Annotated in this window: 18 protein-coding genes; 8 read left to right on the forward strand and 10 right to left on the reverse strand. The window is 39.2% G+C overall.

Translation table 11 applies throughout. The features are described from left to right. Together I593_RS04180 and nfsB are read left to right on the forward strand one after the other, a co-directional pair. The coding region (locus tag I593_RS04180; protein WP_016166319.1) for an IS3 family transposase at nucleotides 1-210 on the forward strand (210 nt) is incomplete at its 5' end. Nucleotides 211-266: 56 nt separating this feature from the next. Further along, the gene (nfsB, locus tag I593_RS04185) at nucleotides 267-920 is read left to right on the forward strand and encodes an oxygen-insensitive NAD(P)H nitroreductase (RefSeq protein ID WP_016166320.1); all 654 of its coding nucleotides are present in this window, start codon (nucleotides 267-269) and stop codon (nucleotides 918-920) included. A gap of 294 nt (nucleotides 921-1,214) precedes the next feature. Here the strand turns inward: nfsB and I593_RS04190 are convergent, their stop codons facing one another. The 4 genes from I593_RS04190 to I593_RS04205 all read right to left on the reverse strand — a co-directional run bounded on the left by I593_RS04190 (nucleotide 1,215) and on the right by I593_RS04205 (nucleotide 4,920). Continuing rightward, the gene (locus I593_RS04190; protein ID WP_026441071.1) at nucleotides 1,215-2,078 is read right to left on the reverse strand and encodes a DMT family transporter; all 864 of its coding nucleotides are present in this window, start codon (nucleotides 2,076-2,078) and stop codon (nucleotides 1,215-1,217) included. Nucleotides 2,079-2,165: 87 nt separating this feature from the next. Further along, on the reverse strand, nucleotides 2,166-3,203 hold the full coding sequence (gene fba, locus I593_RS04195; protein WP_016166323.1) for a class II fructose-bisphosphate aldolase: 1,038 nt from the start codon (nucleotides 3,201-3,203) through the stop codon (nucleotides 2,166-2,168). A 120-nt stretch (nucleotides 3,204-3,323) separates the two neighbouring features. Further along, nucleotides 3,324-3,584: a hypothetical protein gene (locus I593_RS04200; protein WP_016166324.1), complete on the reverse strand. Its 261-nt coding sequence runs from the start codon at nucleotides 3,582-3,584 to the stop codon at nucleotides 3,324-3,326. A gap of 148 nt (nucleotides 3,585-3,732) precedes the next feature. Then, a complete protein-coding gene (locus I593_RS04205) occupies nucleotides 3,733-4,920 on the reverse strand; it encodes a phosphoglycerate kinase (protein WP_016166325.1) in 1,188 nt (395 codons plus the stop codon). A gap of 137 nt (nucleotides 4,921-5,057) precedes the next feature. On the opposite strand from I593_RS04205, the gene I593_RS04210 reads away from it, so the two are divergent. The 3 genes from I593_RS04210 to I593_RS04220 are packed head-to-tail and all read left to right on the forward strand — an operon-like array spanning nucleotide 5,058 to nucleotide 7,213. Next, complete coding sequence (locus tag I593_RS04210; RefSeq protein ID WP_016166326.1) at nucleotides 5,058-5,441, forward strand: DUF2237 family protein; 384 nt, start codon at nucleotides 5,058-5,060, stop codon at nucleotides 5,439-5,441. Then, complete coding sequence (locus I593_RS04215; protein WP_016166327.1) at nucleotides 5,441-6,031, forward strand: Maf family protein; 591 nt, start codon at nucleotides 5,441-5,443, stop codon at nucleotides 6,029-6,031. The genes I593_RS04210 and I593_RS04215 overlap by 1 nt, the downstream gene beginning before the upstream one ends. 15 nt (nucleotides 6,032-6,046) lie before the next feature. After that, complete coding sequence (locus I593_RS04220; protein WP_016166328.1) at nucleotides 6,047-7,213, forward strand: ribosomal protein uL16 3-hydroxylase; 1,167 nt, start codon at nucleotides 6,047-6,049, stop codon at nucleotides 7,211-7,213. A gap of 47 nt (nucleotides 7,214-7,260) precedes the next feature. Here the strand turns inward: I593_RS04220 and I593_RS04225 are convergent, their stop codons facing one another. After that, nucleotides 7,261-9,150 carry a sensor histidine kinase gene (locus tag I593_RS04225; RefSeq protein ID WP_016166329.1) on the reverse strand — a complete coding sequence of 630 codons (1,890 nt, stop codon included), beginning with the start codon at nucleotides 9,148-9,150 and terminating at the stop codon, nucleotides 7,261-7,263. Continuing rightward, nucleotides 9,147-9,836 carry a sigma-70 family RNA polymerase sigma factor gene (locus tag I593_RS04230; protein ID WP_016166330.1) on the reverse strand — a complete coding sequence of 230 codons (690 nt, stop codon included), beginning with the start codon at nucleotides 9,834-9,836 and terminating at the stop codon, nucleotides 9,147-9,149. Before I593_RS04230 ends, I593_RS04225 begins: the two co-directional genes overlap by 4 nt. A gap of 316 nt (nucleotides 9,837-10,152) precedes the next feature. On the opposite strand from I593_RS04230, the gene I593_RS04235 reads away from it, so the two are divergent. After that, the gene (locus tag I593_RS04235) at nucleotides 10,153-11,823 is read left to right on the forward strand and encodes an FMN-binding glutamate synthase family protein (RefSeq protein WP_016166331.1); all 1,671 of its coding nucleotides are present in this window, start codon (nucleotides 10,153-10,155) and stop codon (nucleotides 11,821-11,823) included. A gap of 52 nt (nucleotides 11,824-11,875) precedes the next feature. Here the strand turns inward: I593_RS04235 and I593_RS04240 are convergent, their stop codons facing one another. The 4 genes from I593_RS04240 to I593_RS04255 are packed head-to-tail and all read right to left on the reverse strand — an operon-like array spanning nucleotide 11,876 to nucleotide 15,601. After that, nucleotides 11,876-12,919, reverse strand: a complete 1,044-nt coding sequence (locus I593_RS04240) for an alpha/beta hydrolase (RefSeq protein WP_016166332.1) — start codon at nucleotides 12,917-12,919, stop codon at nucleotides 11,876-11,878. Beyond that, nucleotides 12,919-14,040: a YdcF family protein gene (locus I593_RS04245; RefSeq protein WP_016166333.1), complete on the reverse strand. Its 1,122-nt coding sequence runs from the start codon at nucleotides 14,038-14,040 to the stop codon at nucleotides 12,919-12,921. The genes I593_RS04240 and I593_RS04245 overlap by 1 nt, the downstream gene beginning before the upstream one ends. 3 nt (nucleotides 14,041-14,043) lie before the next feature. After that, nucleotides 14,044-15,078 (reverse strand): UDP-N-acetylmuramate dehydrogenase, encoded by a 1,035-nt coding sequence (murB, locus tag I593_RS04250; RefSeq protein WP_016166334.1) that lies wholly within the window; start codon nucleotides 15,076-15,078, stop codon nucleotides 14,044-14,046. Between the two features lie 13 nt (nucleotides 15,079-15,091). Then, nucleotides 15,092-15,601, reverse strand: a complete 510-nt coding sequence (locus tag I593_RS04255; protein WP_016166335.1) for a low molecular weight protein-tyrosine-phosphatase — start codon at nucleotides 15,599-15,601, stop codon at nucleotides 15,092-15,094. Nucleotides 15,602-15,721: 120 nt separating this feature from the next. On the opposite strand from I593_RS04255, the gene I593_RS04260 reads away from it, so the two are divergent. Then, nucleotides 15,722-16,882 carry an iron-containing alcohol dehydrogenase gene (locus I593_RS04260; RefSeq protein WP_016166336.1) on the forward strand — a complete coding sequence of 387 codons (1,161 nt, stop codon included), beginning with the start codon at nucleotides 15,722-15,724 and terminating at the stop codon, nucleotides 16,880-16,882. Between the two features lie 29 nt (nucleotides 16,883-16,911). After that, on the forward strand, nucleotides 16,912-17,367 hold the full coding sequence (locus I593_RS04265) for an acyl-CoA thioesterase (protein ID WP_016166337.1): 456 nt from the start codon (nucleotides 16,912-16,914) through the stop codon (nucleotides 17,365-17,367).

A 17,367-nucleotide genomic window follows, 5' to 3' on the forward strand; every position in this document is an offset into this window, starting at 1 on the left:
GAAAGCTTCTTTCATACATTGAAAGGTCATGTGGTCCATGGCAGTGTGTTTGCCACTCGAAAAGAAGCGAATACAGTCTTGTTTGACTATATTGAGATTTATTACAATCGGGTCAGAAGGCATTCCGCAAACGGCTGGTTAAGCCCAGAAGCCTTTGAACAGAAATATTTTAAGAATTTAGAGGGATTTGTTGTCCACGATACTGTCTAGGATCAATGTGAATTTTCAGCTAATGACAGCATCCATTTGACCTCGGAGAAATTTTCATGGATCTTTTGAACATTTCAAAAACTCGTTATACCACTAAGGCTTACGACCCTTCCAAGAAAATTCCACAAGAGCAATTTGAACGCCTACTGGAAATTTTACGCCTAACACCTTCTTCAATTAATATTCAGCCTTGGCATTTCTTTATTGCAGATAACCATACAGCCAAAGAACGCATTGCCAAGGCTTTGGTGGGAAAATATGCCTACAATGCACCAAAAGTATTAGATTCATCACATACCATTTTATTTTGCACTAAAGCAGATATTACTGAAGAACATTTAGAAAATTTATTGGCGCAAGATGATGTCAGTGGTCGCTTCAAAGACGCTACTGCAAAACAAGGTCAAAAAGATAGTCGTACAGGTTATGTCGATTATTACCGTAATGAAAAAGGTGATATTCAACGTTGGGCTGAAAATCAAACCTTTATCGCGTTGGGACAAATCCTGCTTGCAGCAGGAATCGAGAATGTTGATGCCACCCCTATTGGTGGTTTTGATGAGGATTTATTAACTGAAGAATTACAACTCACAGAAAAAGGCTTAATTCCCTCTGTGCTACTAACACTGGGCTATCGCAGTGAGACAGATTTTAACGCCAAGCTACCAAAGTCTCGCCTAAAGAAAGAAGAAGTATTCACTAAGCTGTAAAATTTACTTGTAATAATCAGGGACAATTCATTTGTCCCTTTTTTCTCTAAAGGAACAAATCTTGCTTAATTAAAATACATATTCTACCTAAGCAGAGGTTATTGATGTCTTTATTTATTCAACTTCCAATTAAATTTGAATGTAAACATTGTCAAGTTACCTATTTTCATCTCTGTACACAGTCTATGCTGCATGAACCACACTGCCCTCAGTGTCATCATACTGGCTTCCTTATGGGGGCTGCGGAGAAAAAAGACTTACTTCTCTACTCAATAACGTCTGCTGTTAAATTTATCAAACAATCATGGCATAGGCTAAACAAAGTACACTCATAATTCCTAAGCCCAATCCTAGACTGGTGCTGGTTTTAAGTTTTTCCTTAAAGAAAATAAGTCCACTCAAAACACCCAATAACACCACCAAAATATTCATCCCTGCAAATACAATTGCGGGGCTATCTTTAAGTAACATGTGTGCTTTAACGTATAGTGCGATATTGGCAAAATTAACTACCCCCAAACATAATCCCCAAAAAATGTTTGTAGATGAACCAATCTGCTTTGTAGTTAATACAACATATAAAAGTGAAAAGATAAAGGCACATATAAACATTAAGTTTAAAGCCACAGAGAACTGCACCCCCAAACCTGTCGTGTATTTCAGCAAGATATCCACCAAGGCATACCCCACCCAAACACTTACTAAATAGAACATACCTGAGGAACCAGAACTCGCTTGAGTATGACTGCTGCGATGTGAATAAATAATACATAACACTGCTGCAATACCTAAACCAATCCCAATAAGTTTGAGTGAGCTAAAGTGCTCATTAAAAATGAAATAAGCTGCACCCAACGACAAAACCACTGATAAACGCTGTGCGACTTCAGTTTTGACGATGCCCGCAGTTTGTAATGACTTAGATAAAGATAAAAACACACTTGGTAATAACATGCCTAGGCTGAGAATAAGCCACCATGGTGTATTGCTTGGAGAAACATGGCTCAAATCAGGTTTAAACCAATAGAAACACAAAAGACTTGCAATCGCATAATTCCAGCAAATCATCTGCATAGGATTTAAGCCTTTAGCCTTAGAAGCTTTAAGCAGTATTGAGACTAAAACGCTGCAAAGTGCTGCTGCAAGGATCAGTTCCATTAAACATCTACCCCATATGTTCGTCAGTCATATAAAAAGCCCACATAAATTATGTGGGCTTCTATTTATAAATAATTTGTGGAGCGATTATTTATAACGTTCAACCATTTTCTCTAAAGAAATTGGACGAATCTTGTCAGCATTGCCCGCAGTACCAAATGCTTCATAACGGTCGATACAAATTTGTTTCATTGCATCAACAGTTTTTGCGAAGAATTTACGAGGATCGAATTCGCTTGGTTGTTCAGCCATCATACGGCGCATTGCACCCGTAGATGCTAAACGTAAATCTGTATCGATGTTGATTTTACGTACACCATGCTTGATTGCTTCAACCAATTGCTCAACAGGAACACCATAAGTTTCTTTGATGTCGCCGCCATACTGGTTAATTACAGCCAACCATTCTTGTGGCACAGAGCTTGAACCATGCATTACAAGATGCGTATTTGGAAGTGCCGCATGAATTTCTTTAATGCGGTCAATTGCCAAAATATCGCCTGTAGGTGGACGCGTAAATTTGTACGCACCATGTGAAGTACCAACTGCAATTGCAAGTGCATCGACATTGGTATCTGCAACAAACTGACGTGCTTCTTCAACTGAAGTTAAAAGTTGAGAATGATCGAGAACACCTTCAGCGCCCACACCATCTTCTTCACCCGCCATACCTGTTTCAAGGCTACCTAAACAACCGATTTCACCTTCAACAGAAACACCGCACGCATGCGCCATTTGTACTGTGCGACGTGTTACATCAACGTTATATTCATAAGTAGTTGGTGTTTTACCGTCTGCACCCAATGAACCATCCATCATTACTGATGAGAAGCCCAATTGAATTGAACGTTGGCAAACGTCTGGATCTGTACCATGATCTTGATGCATCACCACTGGAATATGTGGCCATTCTTCAATTGCAGCCAAAATAAGGTGACGTAAGAATGGAGCACCTGCATATTTACGCGCACCCGCTGATGCTTGTACGATAACAGGTGAGTTTGTCGCATCTGCTGCAAGCATGATTGCACGCATTTGTTCTAAGTTGTTTACGTTGAATGCTGGTACGCCGTAAGCATGTTCGCCGGCGTGATCCAAGAGCTGGCGCAATGAAATAAGAGCCATAATGTCCTCCCAGGTAATGCGACATATTCTACATGCTGAAAGGTTTCAATTCAGCAATAAATAACACTATTTAAAAAAAATCCCTGCAATTGCAGGGACCTTCTAAGAAAATACGATAATTTATTGAGCAGCAGCCTGTGAAGCTTCTGCTTCTGTAGCAGGAGTCGCCGCATCGGCATCGGCATTGGCGACTTCAGCAGGAACATCTGTATTCTTTTCGTCCATAACTGGCTTATCTAATGAATCGATTGCAGCTTGTTGCTCTGGAGTAACTTTTTCTTCTACTGCTGCATCTGTTTTCGGTGCTTCATCTTTTTTTGCACAAGCCGTTAGAGCCAATGGTGCGATTAATAAAGCAGCAAGTGTTAATTTTAGGTTCATCACATTATTCCTACAACAGGTGATTTAATAGGCGTGATTTTATTGCAGAGATATGACAGTTTGATGACCTAAAGATGAATGCAATAAAAAAGGCTGACCAAAGTCAACCTTTTCATTTATTTCATCTGATTCGATGCATTATTTTTTTTCAAGCACGTTCTAGAAGAACAGCGACTGCTGGAAGTGTTTTACCTTCAACAAATTCAAGGAATGCACCACCACCCGTTGAGATATAACCAATTTTGTCAGCGACATTATATTTATCAATTGCAGCTAAAGTGTCACCACCACCTGCAATAGAGAAACCTTCAGACTCTGCAATCGCTAAAGAAAGCGTTTTAGTGCCTTCACCGAATTGATCAACTTCAAATACGCCTACTGGACCGTTCCAAAGAATAGTTTTTGAAGTTTTTAAAATTTCTGCAAACGCTTGCGCTGTTTCTGGACCAACATCCAAAATCATATCGTTATCAGCCACATCTTCAACTTTTTTCACAACAGCTTTTGCAGCAGCCAATGAACCCAAGAAATCATCAAAATTGATTTCGCTAGCATCTGCAACCACAACATCTGTTGGAAGTGGTACAGATACTTTTGCAGCAATCGCTTTGGCAGTGTCGATTAAATCATTTTCACACAATGATTTACCTACGTTATAACCTGCTGCCGCCAAGAATGTATTGGCAATACCACCACCCACGATCAATTGATCACAGATATCTGACAATGAAGTTAAAACATCAAGTTTAGTCGATACCTTAGAACCTGCAACAATAGCAACCATTGGTTTTTCAGGGGTTTGTAGTGCGCGACCCAATGCATCAAGTTCAGCGGCAAGAAGCGGTCCCGCTGCTGCAACAGGTGCTAAACGTGCAACACCTTCTGTTGATGCTTCTGCACGGTGCGCAGTACCAAATGCATCCATCACGAATACATCACAAAGTGCAGCATATTTTTGTGCAAGTTCTGGGTTGTTTTTCTTTTCACCGTGGTTAAAACGGCAGTTTTCTAAAAGCACCACTTGACCCGCTTGAACGTCAACACCATCAAGGTAGTCAGTCACTAACTGAACGTCTTGGCCTAGAGCTTCGGTTAAGTATGCTGCAACTGGAGCTAATGATTGTTCAGCTTTTGGCTCCCCTTCTACAGGACGACCAAGATGTGAATACACCATGACTGCTGCGCCTTTATCTAATGCAGCTTTGATTGTCGGTAATGCAGCACGTAAACGTGCATCACTGGTAATCACACCATTTTTAACAGGAACGTTTAAGTCTTCACGAATAAGAACTCGTTTACCTGCTAAATCAAGGTCAGTCATACGCTGAAAATTCATGTATAGCTCTCTGAATATATAAAATCGGCACGATTTTAAATGATTATGCAGAAAAAGGTTAGCTTCTTTTGTATAAAAGCTGCCGAAAGCGTTAGTTTTGATTATGATATTGAAAAGCCACAAATTGATTCACTGCTATGTCATTTCATCCTGATCCTAAAATTAACCGCTTAAATGTATTTGGCGAACCCTTAGCCAGTTGTTGTTTTGACCCGATTACGGGTTATTTCCGCAATGGATTTTGCCATACTGCAACGACCGATTTAGGGCAGCACACCCTGTGTGCGCAAATGACTTCTGAGTTTCTAAATTTTTCACAGAAAGTTGGCAATGACTTAATCACCCCTTTACCTGAAGTTGGTTTTCCTGGTTTACAACCAGGCGATTTTTGGTGTATTTGTGTGACACGTTGGGTGGAAGCTTATCAGGCAGGTCAAGCTCCTCCTGTTAAAATCCATGCCTGCCATCAAGCCGTTCTTTCTTATGTTCCACTGAATGTATTAATGGATTATGCCATCTGATGAATACCCAAATCATTCTGGCTTCAAGCAGTCAGACACGCAAAGATTTAATGGATCGCTTAAAGATTCAATATGATTGTGTTGTACCAGAGATTGATGAATCACCACGTGGTGAATTACATGCAGATGATTTGGCTCATCGTTTAGCCTTTGAAAAAGCCAATACCATTGCACAAAAATTTCCAGAAGCCATTGTGATTGGTTCAGACCAAGTGGCTTGGCGTGAAGGTGCTCCTGATATTTTTATTGGTAAACCACTCTCGGAAGATAAAGCCATTCGTCAGTTACAGGCTAACTCTGACAAAATTGTCTATTTTAGTACCGCGCTGAGTGTGCAACAGCAGTCAACTGGCTTTGAGCAAACTCTTGTAGAACACTATAAAGTAAAATTTAGAAAACTGAGTTTGGCAGAGATTGAACGTTATGTCGCGATAGACCAACCGCTACATTGTGCGGGTAGCTTCAAATGTGAGAGTTTGGGCATTAGTTTATTCGAACAAATGATTGGCCACGACCAAACGACTCTCATGGGGTTGCCAATGATTCAATTGTGTCAAATTCTTCGTCAATTAAATATTTTAGTTCCTTAATTTAGGCTGTAATTTATGTCCCAACCTTTAGACATTTTAGGCGGCATCACCGCTGAACAGTTTCTTCGCGAATACTGGCAAAAGAAACCTTTACTTGTACGTAATGCTTTACCTGAAATCATCAACATCTTAGAACCCAATGATGTGATGGAACTGGCTTTAGAAGAGCATGTGACAGCGCGTTTAATTAAGCAAAAAGATAAAGACCCGAATCAGTGGACAGTAAAATCTTCACCTTTAATCAAGGGTGATTTCCAAAAAATGCCAAAACTTTGGACCTTACTGGTTCAAGCCGTCGATCATTACTCTTTTGATTTGGCTGAATTGTGGAAAAAGTTTCCATTTATTCCGCAATGGCGCCGCGATGACATCATGGTGTCCTATGCGCCTAAAGGCGGTTCAGTTGGAAAACATTTTGACTTTTACGATGTATTCCTTGTGCAAGGTTATGGGCATCGTCGTTGGCAGCTTGGGCAAATGTGTGATGCCAATACCGAATTTGTTGCAGGTCAACCATTAAAATTATTACCTGAAATGCAGGTTGATTTTGATGAAGTACTTGCGCCTGGGGATTTGCTCTATGTCCCACCGGGATTATCACATTACGGTGTCGCGGAAGATGACTGTCTCACCTTCTCATTTGGTTTCCGTATGCCAAATATGGCAGATTTGATGGATCGTGTTAGTGACAAGTTTGCTGATAACACTTTTTTAAAAAATCCATTGCTTGATATTGAAAGACAACAAGCCAATCCTATTGGGCAAATCACCAAATCAGAATTAGATTATTTAAAAACCTTGTTACTCGAACGATTACAGAATTCATCTGAACTGGATAATGCCATTATCAGTTTAATGTCAGAGCCAAAATATCCTGACAATATTCCTGAACCTGATGAAATCGAAGCAAATGACTTGCGTGAAATTTTAGATACTGGTTATGAGATTTTGCTTGAACCTGCGTCACGTTTATTGTACGCCGAACAAGACCAAGCATTATTGTTCTGGGCAAATGGCGAGCAAATTTGTATTTCTGAAGATTCTAGCAATCTGTTAAAACAAATTGCAGATGGGCAAGTATTGGCCTTTGATCAACACTTTAATCATGACGACATTTTAGAAGATTTCGCTCAACTGATGAATGATTCAATTCTGATGCTACTTCCACCAGCTGAGGAATAAGTTAAAATGACAAAGGCATTCAATTTCGTTTTGAATGCCTTTTCTAATTATTTGTCTTCTCTAATTTCTAATAGTGCTTGAACCACCGTTCTACCTTTTTCAGAGCTGACCTGTAACTCTGCTCCGACACGTTCTAAACGCATTTTCATACTTCGAATTCCAATGCTCATCCCATTTTGAAAATTACTTTTCACATCAAAACCAACGCCATCATCCTCAATGGTTAAAATTAGTTGGCGTTCATACGGGAATATCATAGAAACAAAGACATGTTTCGCCTGACTATGTTTCACAATGTTGGTTAGACTTTCTTCCAAAACCCGAATCAGAGTTAAACACTGTAAAGCATTCGGCACATAGCCCCAATTTTGTGGAAAAGACCATTTAGACTCGATGTCCAATTCATCCATGAGCTGACTGAAACGATGACGAACTGGTGCCACCCATAATACTGGATTCCCAGGGACGCGTGATTCAAGACTTGACCCACTATCAATGATTTGTCTTAAATCATCCCGCAACAACTTTAAAATAGATAAAAATTGTTGATTCGTCATATTGTGTTCCGCCTGATCGACAATAATCATGGAACGTACCAAAGATGAACCTAACCCATCATGTAAATCATGCGAAAGCTGAATTCGTTCTTGTAAACGAACATTTTCCAATTCCAACTTATGTTTTTCATTCACACTGGCATATAAATCTTGACTGACCTGATGTACTTTTTCTTCTAGTCTTTGATTAAATTTTTCTACACGGCGTGTATTTCTGGCTAATTTCACCCCTAAAATGAGCACGACAAAGACCGTAATAATTGGTGAGGTATAAGGAGAAAGTGGTTTGATATTTTTATGCAAATTTGAACCTAAAAGTAAGCTATCAAATAAGGCACAAATTAAAATACCAGTAAGACATAGCAATAAAAATATATACTCTCTTTTCTTAGCTTTAATTGTAATATAAGCCAAATAAAAATAAGTCGATAAAAATAATAAAAGATAAAGGATAAAAATCTTAATAAAAACTGGTGTGATCCATTGTAGTGGTGTAAAGAAAATAATAATTAATACAATAAACGTGAGACCCCAAATACAGCGCTCTAAGCGTGGAAACTCAATACGAATAAATCGAAGCAGATACGTACAAAAACACACCATATAAAGAATAAAAAAACTGAGATTGGCTTGTGCAGAAATCACGTTATTCGGAAATGGTTTTGTTTCTGTCATTAAAATGTTTGAAATAAATAAAACCCAAAGTATGCAACTTAGTGCAAACCATGCAAAGGTTGTTTCTGAACGCCTAAAAATCCATATCGAAAAACATAAAAGACCTAATACCAATGAAATGATGATATTGATTTCAAATAATGTTCGCCTATTCCAAATCTGCTGCTGATATTGAGCATCAGCAGCTTGTACATTGTGGAAAGAAATCGCTCCTAATCCTGCTTTTTGAAAGGCATAACCATTTGCATAAATTAAAAACTCATTCTCTCCTGCTTTAATACTGGATGGTGTTAATACCCAATACCTTGGCATATTCCAGCTTTTGGATAAGGGTTCAATTAAATTTTTATCACGCCAAAGTACGTTACGATTAAAATAAACCGTACCCGCAGAATTAATATATTCAATTGAAAATGCAAAAGATTCACTAATTGTTCTCGATGAACAATCTGGTTTCCAAAGTATTTTATACCAAGCACCACCATTATAATTTGGTTCATGGATAGCCCAGTTATCAGGCAACTCTACTTCTTTCCAACCCGATGTAGGAATATGATGAATCGAATTTGTTTTTACAAATTGAATAGGTTGTACTTGAATCGTACAATATGGGTCTATGGAATAATAAGTTGATGCTGCGTAAGTCTGCATATGAATGCAAACCAATGCAAACATACCAAAAATCCGCAGAATCAGTCTGGTCATATAATCCCTAAAGTTCTTGCTGCACTTACAGCTTTCGTCCTTTTTGAAACGGAAAGTTTCCGATAAATATGCTTAATATGACTTTCTACCGTATAGCGCGAAACAAATAATTGCTCAGAGATTTCCCGATTACTTAAACCTTGTGCCACCAAATCCAAAATTTCCTTTTCACGATTGGTCAATGCTTCCATATCGGATGGTAACGCTTCCCGATGTTCACTTTTATCTTGTGAATTTTCTTGTGCCGCAATTTGACTTAAAATCTCACGTGCAATAAAAGGATCAATAGGTGCACCGCCACGCAAAATACTACGGATCGCTAACAAAACTTCAGAATCATCACGCTCTTTTAAAACATAGCCTGTCGCCCCAGCTTTAATTGCAGAAAACAAACTCGACTGTGTACTCCAAGCAGAAATCACCAGAATTAAGGCACTTGAATCTCTTTCACGTAATTTTTCAATAAACTCCACGCCATTCCCATCAGGTAAACCCAAGTCAACCAACGCCAATGAAATTGGAATTTCCTCTATTTTTTCAAATGCTTCCTTAAGATTAAAGACAAAGTGTAATGTCTCATTTTCATATCCCAGATCAGTTAGAATTCTTCTTAGACGGTTTTGTATAATTGGTTCATCTTCCAGAATAATGACTGGCACTGGCAATATTGTTTCATCATTGCTCATGTAACACCCCATTTTTGGTATGCACTATACTCAGATTTTTAAGATGACTCATATCCCTATAATTTGGGTAAATTGAAGTTTTCTCCTTAGATTTAATCCTTATTCTTCTAAGATACACTCATCGTTTACTTTTTACACAAAAAAACTGCCCAGTCGCATAAATTAAATGAAAATAAACATGATTGTTATGTAAACCACTCGACTTTTTAAATGATTTATTGAAGGCCCCCCTAACACAAATCGTTACTTGTACTCATCTGCAAATCTTGGCATTGTGAAATCAAATCAACATCAGGCACAAGGATGAATTATAACTATGCCGAATCCTGCACAAATTGTACGCCATAAATTACTGAACACTTTTTTCTCGCGTCATTCTGTTTGGTTCACTTTTATTTTTATCGCACTTAGCATCACTTGGTTTAGACTCAATTATGCTCCTCATTATATTTATTATTTTCTCTCCGATACGACCCTCAACATATTGTGGTTGGTGAGTACTGTCCTAAGCATTGTCGGCTTATATGATTTATTACAAAATCGACACTCAATTTTAAAAAACTACCCGATTATGGGACATTTCCGCTTCTTATTTGAAGAGTTCCGACCAGAAATTCGACAATACTTCATTGAATCCGATGAAGATGCTTTACCTTTTTCAAGAATGCAACGCAGCTTAGTCTATCAACGCGCTAAGAATGAAAACTCAGATAAACCTTTTGGTTCCATCATCGATGTGTATCAGCAAGACTATCGCTTTATGACGCACTCCATTCAACCCTGTCCTCCTGCCGACCCATCTACATTCCGCATTCAAATCGGGAGTTCACAATGTATTCAACCCTATAATGCCTCTATCATGAATATTTCTGCCATGAGTTTTGGTAGTTTAAGCGCTAATGCCATTCGTGCATTAAACAAAGGAGCACAATTGGGCAACTTTTACCACGATACTGGTGAAGGTAGTCTCAGTCCTTATCACTTAGAATATGGTGGTGATATTGTCTGGGAACTGGGTAGTGGATACTTTGGTTGTCGTATGGAAGATGGCACTTTCGATCCAGTAAAGTTCGCACAGCAGGCTATTCTTCCCCAAATTAAAATGATTGAGATTAAGCTGTCACAAGGTGCTAAACCAGGGCACGGTGGCATTCTTCCTAAAGATAAAATCTCTGCGGAAATTGCGCAAATCCGTGGTATTCCACGTGATCGTGATTGTATTTCACCTTCTAAACACTCGGCCTTCAATACCCCTATTGAAATGCTACAGTTTATTCAAAAATTGCGCGAACTCTCTGGTGGCAAACCTGTCGGTTTCAAACTATGTATCGGTCAACCTTGGCAGTTTATGGGGATAGTCAAAGCAATGCTGCATACGCAAATACTCCCTGACTTTATAGTAGTCGATGGTTCCGAAGGTGGTACTGGTGCTGCACCGATTGAATTGATCAATCATATGGGAACGCCGCTCCGTGAAGGCGTACTATTTGTACACAATACCTTAGTTGGTGCTGGATTAAGAAAGCAGATCAAAATTGGCGCTAGTGGGAAAATCATCAGTGCTTTTGATATTGCAAGCACAATGGCAATTGGTGCCGATTGGGTTAACTCAGCACGTGGTTTTATGTTCGCAATTGGCTGTATTCAAGCACAGAGCTGTCATACCAACCAGTGCCCCGTCGGTGTTGCAACCCAAGATCAAGACCGCCAAAAGGCAATACATGTGCCTACAAAAGCCGAACGTGTTTTCCATTTCCACAAAAATACTCTACATGCCCTATCCGAAATGATTGCTGCGGCAGGTCTACGCCACCCTTCAGATATTAAGGCCCACCATTTAGCACAACGTATTAATGATCGTGAAATTAAAAACTATGCTCAACTACATTTTTGGTTAAAAGAGGGTGAACTTCTAAACTGCGAAAATAAAGATCAGGAAAACTTTTATTTCCGTATGTGGAATATGGCAAAAAAAGAATATTTCTAATGATAAATGGACTCGGCTAAGCTTTTAACCGAGTCCATTTTAAACATGAATTTTAATAATACTCGCCTGTACTATGCGCATGTAAAAAAGCAGGGATTAGACCTGTTAAAGCGGCACGAATATCAGCTCGTTCATTAATTAATTGATGAGAACCTTCTTCCAACATCAACAAAGTCTGTAGTCGAAATTTTTGACGAATAAACTCAATGTTGTAGCGCCAGTCGACGGTTTGATCGAGTGCGCCTTGAGCCAACCAAACTGGGATACGACAAGAAGGTCGCTCTTCCATTTGCTGCATCCACTTCGACATAGCCAAAATCCAGTCCATACCCATCATACGAGGTTGCAAAGGATCTTTTAAACGAACAAAGCGTAAAAACTCAGGATTATGATTATTACGACGGAAATGTCTCGGAACTTGACGCTTAATCCGACGAATAATACCCAAGCCGACAGAGTTGTGCCACCAAGCCGATTTTGCAGGACGAATTAAAGGTGACAATAGTAACACACGCTCTACATAGGGATTTTCACGGCGCTCGGCAAACTCAAGTAAATGATGCATCAGAATTGCACCACCTGTACTTTGTCCAATTCCCAACCAAGGTTTAGGAAGTTGCGAAGCATTTTTCACATATTGATATACCGCATGTAGCACACGCTGATAATGATCAAAATCTTGAATACTTGCGGGTGAACCATCGCTTAATCCATGACCTGGAAGATCATACGTAAGCACACTAAAACCTTGTTCAAGCAGTTCACGAATAATTGGTTGATAAATTCCACTGTGCTCTAAATAGCCATGTAAAAGGAACACGGTTCCTTTTATTACAACCTTTCCTTCCGCATTCGCTTTAGGTTGAAACACTTGCACATGCAACTTAAACAAAGGCATTTGCACAAAACCTTGCCAATGCTCACAATCCAGCAGATGTAACCCATACAACTTACGATATGCTTGTAATTCTACAGATGGTGAAAAAGCATGATTCAAATTTAATGGACTTAAAACCTGTGGTGTCGTATCCCGATTAGGTACAGGTAAATCTAATTGTTTCAGAATATTCGGATTTAAGAATGGAATTTCAGGCATTAAGGTACCTCTCGGCAATCACTAGAGCCGAATAACATGTCGCGAATAGTCGCTAACATTTCATAATTTGCACGGCGGCTATGATCATAGTTTTGTTGGCTAGGCTGCCAAGCTGTTAATTGCGTCGGCATAGGTGCTTCAATAGGTACAGTTTCAATGCCATTTAAAGCAAATAAACGGCGTGTTCTAGGCATATGATATTGATCTGTAATTAGAATCACGGTCGGTGCTCCCCCTTTCTTTTGTAATAATAGCGAGCTAAAGCGTGAATTCTCACACGTATTCATACTTCTATTTTCTAACAGCTTGGCATCTACACCGCGCTCTTTTAACCAAGTCTGCATAAAAGGTGCTTCTACACCACTAAGCACAATGGGTAAGTTATACTGCTTCTCGACTTCTAAAGTTTTCTCCAGTCTTAATTTTGTATAGTCATTCACGACAATATCTTTTCTATTTTTGTCCAAGGTTAAACCGCCACCTAACACCACAATCGCATAGGGTTGTGACAAAGCCCCTTTAGGTGTTTCATTTTGTTCTTTAATTTGGGCAATATCTTTTTGAATTTGCTGTGCGTCAACACTTTCAACTACAGGCTCGATTTTATGTGTCTGTAGAAAATCCAGATATTTTTCCATCAAGACTTTATTTTCTTTGCTATCCAATTCTAATAAGTCTTTTACATTTTGTGTTGGATCTTCAGGCGTAGACGCTGTTTGCTCTGGATCTGCCAAAAGCGGAACTTGAGGACGTTCTTCCTCTTCATTCTGTTCTTGCTGCTCTTTATTAATTAAATCTTGCAAGGCTTTATAACGTGCTTGAATTTGCGGTAAATTTTCAGAATTATTTTGCTGAATTTCTTGTTCCATCAATTTAAGATACGCTTGACGTGCAATCCATAAATTAGAGCCTGGTTCAAGATTCTCAGCTTCACTCAGCGCTGCCATTTTTTGACTTTTCGCCGCAACTTCATTCACCTCTACAGGAACAAAGGTATTTAATGCTTTGACCACCAATTTTGAATAAAATGGCGAATAGATAAAAATCACCAGACAGCCCAAAAGTACAAAAAGCAGAGCTGCGATTTGCACAATACGAACCATCCAATGTGTTTTAGCCATTAATTATTCCACGTGTGATTGAATTAAACCAACTGCATTAAAAAGAACAGGTTCTGGCTCTAGACGAATATTGAATTTATTTAGCACATCTTGTTGAACTGCACGATAGGTTGCCTGAACATCCAATAAAGTAGCATCTTCATAATTCACCAAAACCAACGCCTGTTTTGCAAACATACCAACCATGCCCAAACGCTTACCTTTCCAACCCGCCTGATCAATTAACCAGCCTGCAGCAATTTTAATCTGACCGTTTGCTTGAGGGTAATGGGGCAATTGAGGGAATTTCGTATTTATTTGGTCAAAAGATTGTGCAGAGATCACAGGATTTTTAAAGAAACTGCCCGCGTTCGGATATTCTTTTGGGTCTGGTAATTTACTTTGACGAATTTGAATAACCTGATTTTGTAGATTTTCTGCACTTAAATCTTCGCCCACGGCTTGTTTTAAATCACCGTAGCTTAGCTTTAAATTTGCATGTTTAAGAAGCTGAAAAATCACTTGAGTGATGACATAACGCTCAGGTTGATCTTTAAAAATACTGTGTCGATAAGCAAATTGACAATCTGATGCAAGAATTTCAGTAAATTGCTGTGTTACGCGGTCATAAACCCGCACAGCCTGAATAAACTCACCAACTTCTACACCGTAAGCACCAATGTTTTGTACAGGTGATGCCCCGACTAAACCAGGAATTAAAGCTAAATTTTGCAGACCATATAAATGCTGTTCAGTCGTCCATAACACAAAATCATGCCAAACTTGACCCGCACCAACCGCGAGCGTCTTGGTCTGAGCATCTTCATTTAAAGTTTCAATCCCTTGAATATCCATATGGATAACCAAAGCATGAATATGTTCAGGCAAAAGCATATTGCTCCCACCAGATAGAATTAACACATTGAGCTGCTGCTGTTCTGCATAAGACAAGGCTTCCAACAACATGTGTTCAGTTTCAATTTTTATATAGTGTGATGCAACCGAACCCAAATTTAAGGTGTTAAAAGGCTGAAGTTGAACGTTATTTTGAATATGCATGCTAAAACCCGAACTAGCCTTTCAGCTGTTGTTGAAGTACCTGAACCCAAGCCAAACTACTTGATTCACATTGATCAAGTACACGCTCAAACCCATCATCGCCACCATAATAAGGGTCTGGCACCGCTTGTTGAAGGAATTTTTGATCATGCTGACTCATCAGGGCAATCTTTGCGCGAAGCATCCGCTGCCCGAGAACTGATTGAGCCTGTTGCATTAAAACTTGGATATCATCTAAGTTCTCATAATCCATTGCCAAAATCAGATCAAACTCAACAAAGTCTTGAATCTTGAGCTGACGCGCACGCAATGCGGATAAATCATACCCTCGTTTTCTGGCATGTTTTTGGCTTCTTAAATCAGGTGCCTTATTCGGATGATAATTGCTGGTTCCAGCAGAATCGACCTCAATATTTAGTTGATGTGCATCACAGTAATGTCTAAATACCACTTCTGCTGTGGGTGAACGGCAGATATTTCCAAGACAGACACATAACACCTTGTAGGGCGTTTGCGATGACATAAGCACCTCAATAGAACGTTTATTTTGCAATGTCTTATGTTAAGTTATTTGGAGGATGAATCCCACTAAAACTGTATAACAAAAACACGTAAATATTGATAAAGCATGAAGGAATTGCCAATGTATGACTTTCAGTTTCAAACTGTTTCCCGAATTATTTCAGGCCTCGGCTCAATTCAAGAACTCACAACGGTCTTGACTGAGCAAAGTAGTAAAAAAGTGTTGTTGGTGACAGATAACGGTATGCTACAACAGCAGTTACATCACCCTATTTTAGAAATTTTAGAACATCTGTCATTAGCACATGTGATTTATGCCGATGTCATTGCTGATCCGCCCGAACACGTTGTAAATTCAGCTGTAGAATTTGCAAAACAAGAAAAAATTGATACGGTGATTGGCTTTGGTGGAGGTAGCTCTTTAGATGTTGCGAAACTGATTGCAATTTTAGCCCATCCAAACCAGTCGCAAAAATTAGCTGAACTCTATGGGATTAACAATGCAAAATCTCCTCGATTACCCTTAATTCTCATTCCGACGACTGCGGGTACAGGCTCTGAGGTAACGCCAATATCTATTGTGACTACAGGTGAAACCACGAAAATGGGCATTGTCTCACCTGTACTGTATGCTGATGTAGCCATTTTAGATGCAACTTTTACCCAAAATTTACCCGCGCATATTACGGCAGCAACAGGTATTGATGCCATGGTTCATGCCATCGAAGCATATACTTCAAAAATTAAAAAAAATCTGTATGCCGATATGTTAGCCAAACAAGCATTAAGACTACTCAATCAAAATTTAAAGCTGGTATTAGAAGATGGTTCGAATCTTCAAGCACGGCAAAATATGCTGAATGGTTCGATGTTTGCAGGTCAGGCGTTTGCCAATGCCCCTGTAGGTGCAGTACATGCATTGGCCTATCCTTTGGGTGGACATTTTCACATTTCGCATGGCCACAGTAATGCCTTGGTTTTAACTGAAGTCTTGAAGTTTAATGCACCGAATGCCAAGCATTTATATGCAGAACTAATGACATGGATAGATCCTTATAGCAAAGGTTGCACTGATGGATTATGTGATTTATTTATTGATCATATGCAAAATCATTTAGACCGAAGTGGTTTGACTTTAAAGCTCAATGCACTGAATGTACCAAAGACTGCCCTTTCAACACTGGCACAGGATGCCATGTTACAAACCAGACTATTACAAAATAACCCGCGCGATCTAAACTTGAATGATGCTGAACAAATTTATCATGCAATTTACGCTTAATTCATCACTTAGCAAAGGACATGCAAAAAATGAAACCCCAAGCCAAACTTAGAGAAAACTATCCTTTTATTTTTCCCATACAAACACGTTGGTCAGACAATGATATTTACGGACATGTAAATAATGTCAATTATTATAGTTTCTTTGATAGCGCAGCGAATGCGCTGCTGATTAAAAAAGCTCATTTTGATATTCACCGCTCAACAATTATTGGCTTAGTGGTGAGTTCATCTTGTCAATTTTTACAAGAGCTTTGTTACCCCGAAGTGATTGAAGTCGGTGTGGCAATCAAACGTATGGGCAATAGTTCTTTAGAATATGACTTGGCCATCTTTAAAGCCAATCAAAATACAGCTGCGGCACAGGGACAGTTTATTCATGTTTTTGTAGATCGAGAGCAGCGCAAAAGTACACCGATTCCCATGAACATGCGTCAGGCTCTACAAGCTTTTATGCAAGTCGAGCCTGAACCTAAGCTCATCTAA

Origin of the sequence: Acinetobacter tandoii DSM 14970 = CIP 107469 (assembly GCF_000400735.1) — a bacterium.
Lineage (GTDB): Bacteria > Pseudomonadota > Gammaproteobacteria > Pseudomonadales > Moraxellaceae > Acinetobacter > Acinetobacter tandoii.

Coding starts and splice junctions, on each gene's coding strand:
- nfsB (WP_016166320.1), top strand. CDS start 267: ATGGATCTTTTGAACATTTCAAAAACTCGTTATACCACTAAGGCTTAC.
- I593_RS04190 (WP_026441071.1), bottom strand. CDS start 2,078: ATGGAACTGATCCTTGCAGCAGCACTTTGCAGCGTTTTAGTCTCAATA.
- fba (WP_016166323.1), bottom strand. CDS start 3,203: ATGGCTCTTATTTCATTGCGCCAGCTCTTGGATCACGCCGGCGAACAT.
- I593_RS04200 (WP_016166324.1), bottom strand. CDS start 3,584: ATGAACCTAAAATTAACACTTGCTGCTTTATTAATCGCACCATTGGCT.
- I593_RS04205 (WP_016166325.1), bottom strand. CDS start 4,920: ATGAATTTTCAGCGTATGACTGACCTTGATTTAGCAGGTAAACGAGTT.
- I593_RS04210 (WP_016166326.1), top strand. CDS start 5,058: ATGTCATTTCATCCTGATCCTAAAATTAACCGCTTAAATGTATTTGGC.
- I593_RS04215 (WP_016166327.1), top strand. CDS start 5,441: ATGAATACCCAAATCATTCTGGCTTCAAGCAGTCAGACACGCAAAGAT.
- I593_RS04220 (WP_016166328.1), top strand. CDS start 6,047: ATGTCCCAACCTTTAGACATTTTAGGCGGCATCACCGCTGAACAGTTT.
- I593_RS04225 (WP_016166329.1), bottom strand. CDS start 9,150: ATGACCAGACTGATTCTGCGGATTTTTGGTATGTTTGCATTGGTTTGC.
- I593_RS04230 (WP_016166330.1), bottom strand. CDS start 9,836: ATGAGCAATGATGAAACAATATTGCCAGTGCCAGTCATTATTCTGGAA.
- I593_RS04235 (WP_016166331.1), top strand. CDS start 10,153: ATGCCGAATCCTGCACAAATTGTACGCCATAAATTACTGAACACTTTT.
- I593_RS04240 (WP_016166332.1), bottom strand. CDS start 12,919: ATGCCTGAAATTCCATTCTTAAATCCGAATATTCTGAAACAATTAGAT.
- I593_RS04245 (WP_016166333.1), bottom strand. CDS start 14,040: ATGGCTAAAACACATTGGATGGTTCGTATTGTGCAAATCGCAGCTCTG.
- murB (WP_016166334.1), bottom strand. CDS start 15,078: ATGCATATTCAAAATAACGTTCAACTTCAGCCTTTTAACACCTTAAAT.
- I593_RS04255 (WP_016166335.1), bottom strand. CDS start 15,601: ATGTCATCGCAAACGCCCTACAAGGTGTTATGTGTCTGTCTTGGAAAT.
- I593_RS04260 (WP_016166336.1), top strand. CDS start 15,722: ATGTATGACTTTCAGTTTCAAACTGTTTCCCGAATTATTTCAGGCCTC.
- I593_RS04265 (WP_016166337.1), top strand. CDS start 16,912: ATGAAACCCCAAGCCAAACTTAGAGAAAACTATCCTTTTATTTTTCCC.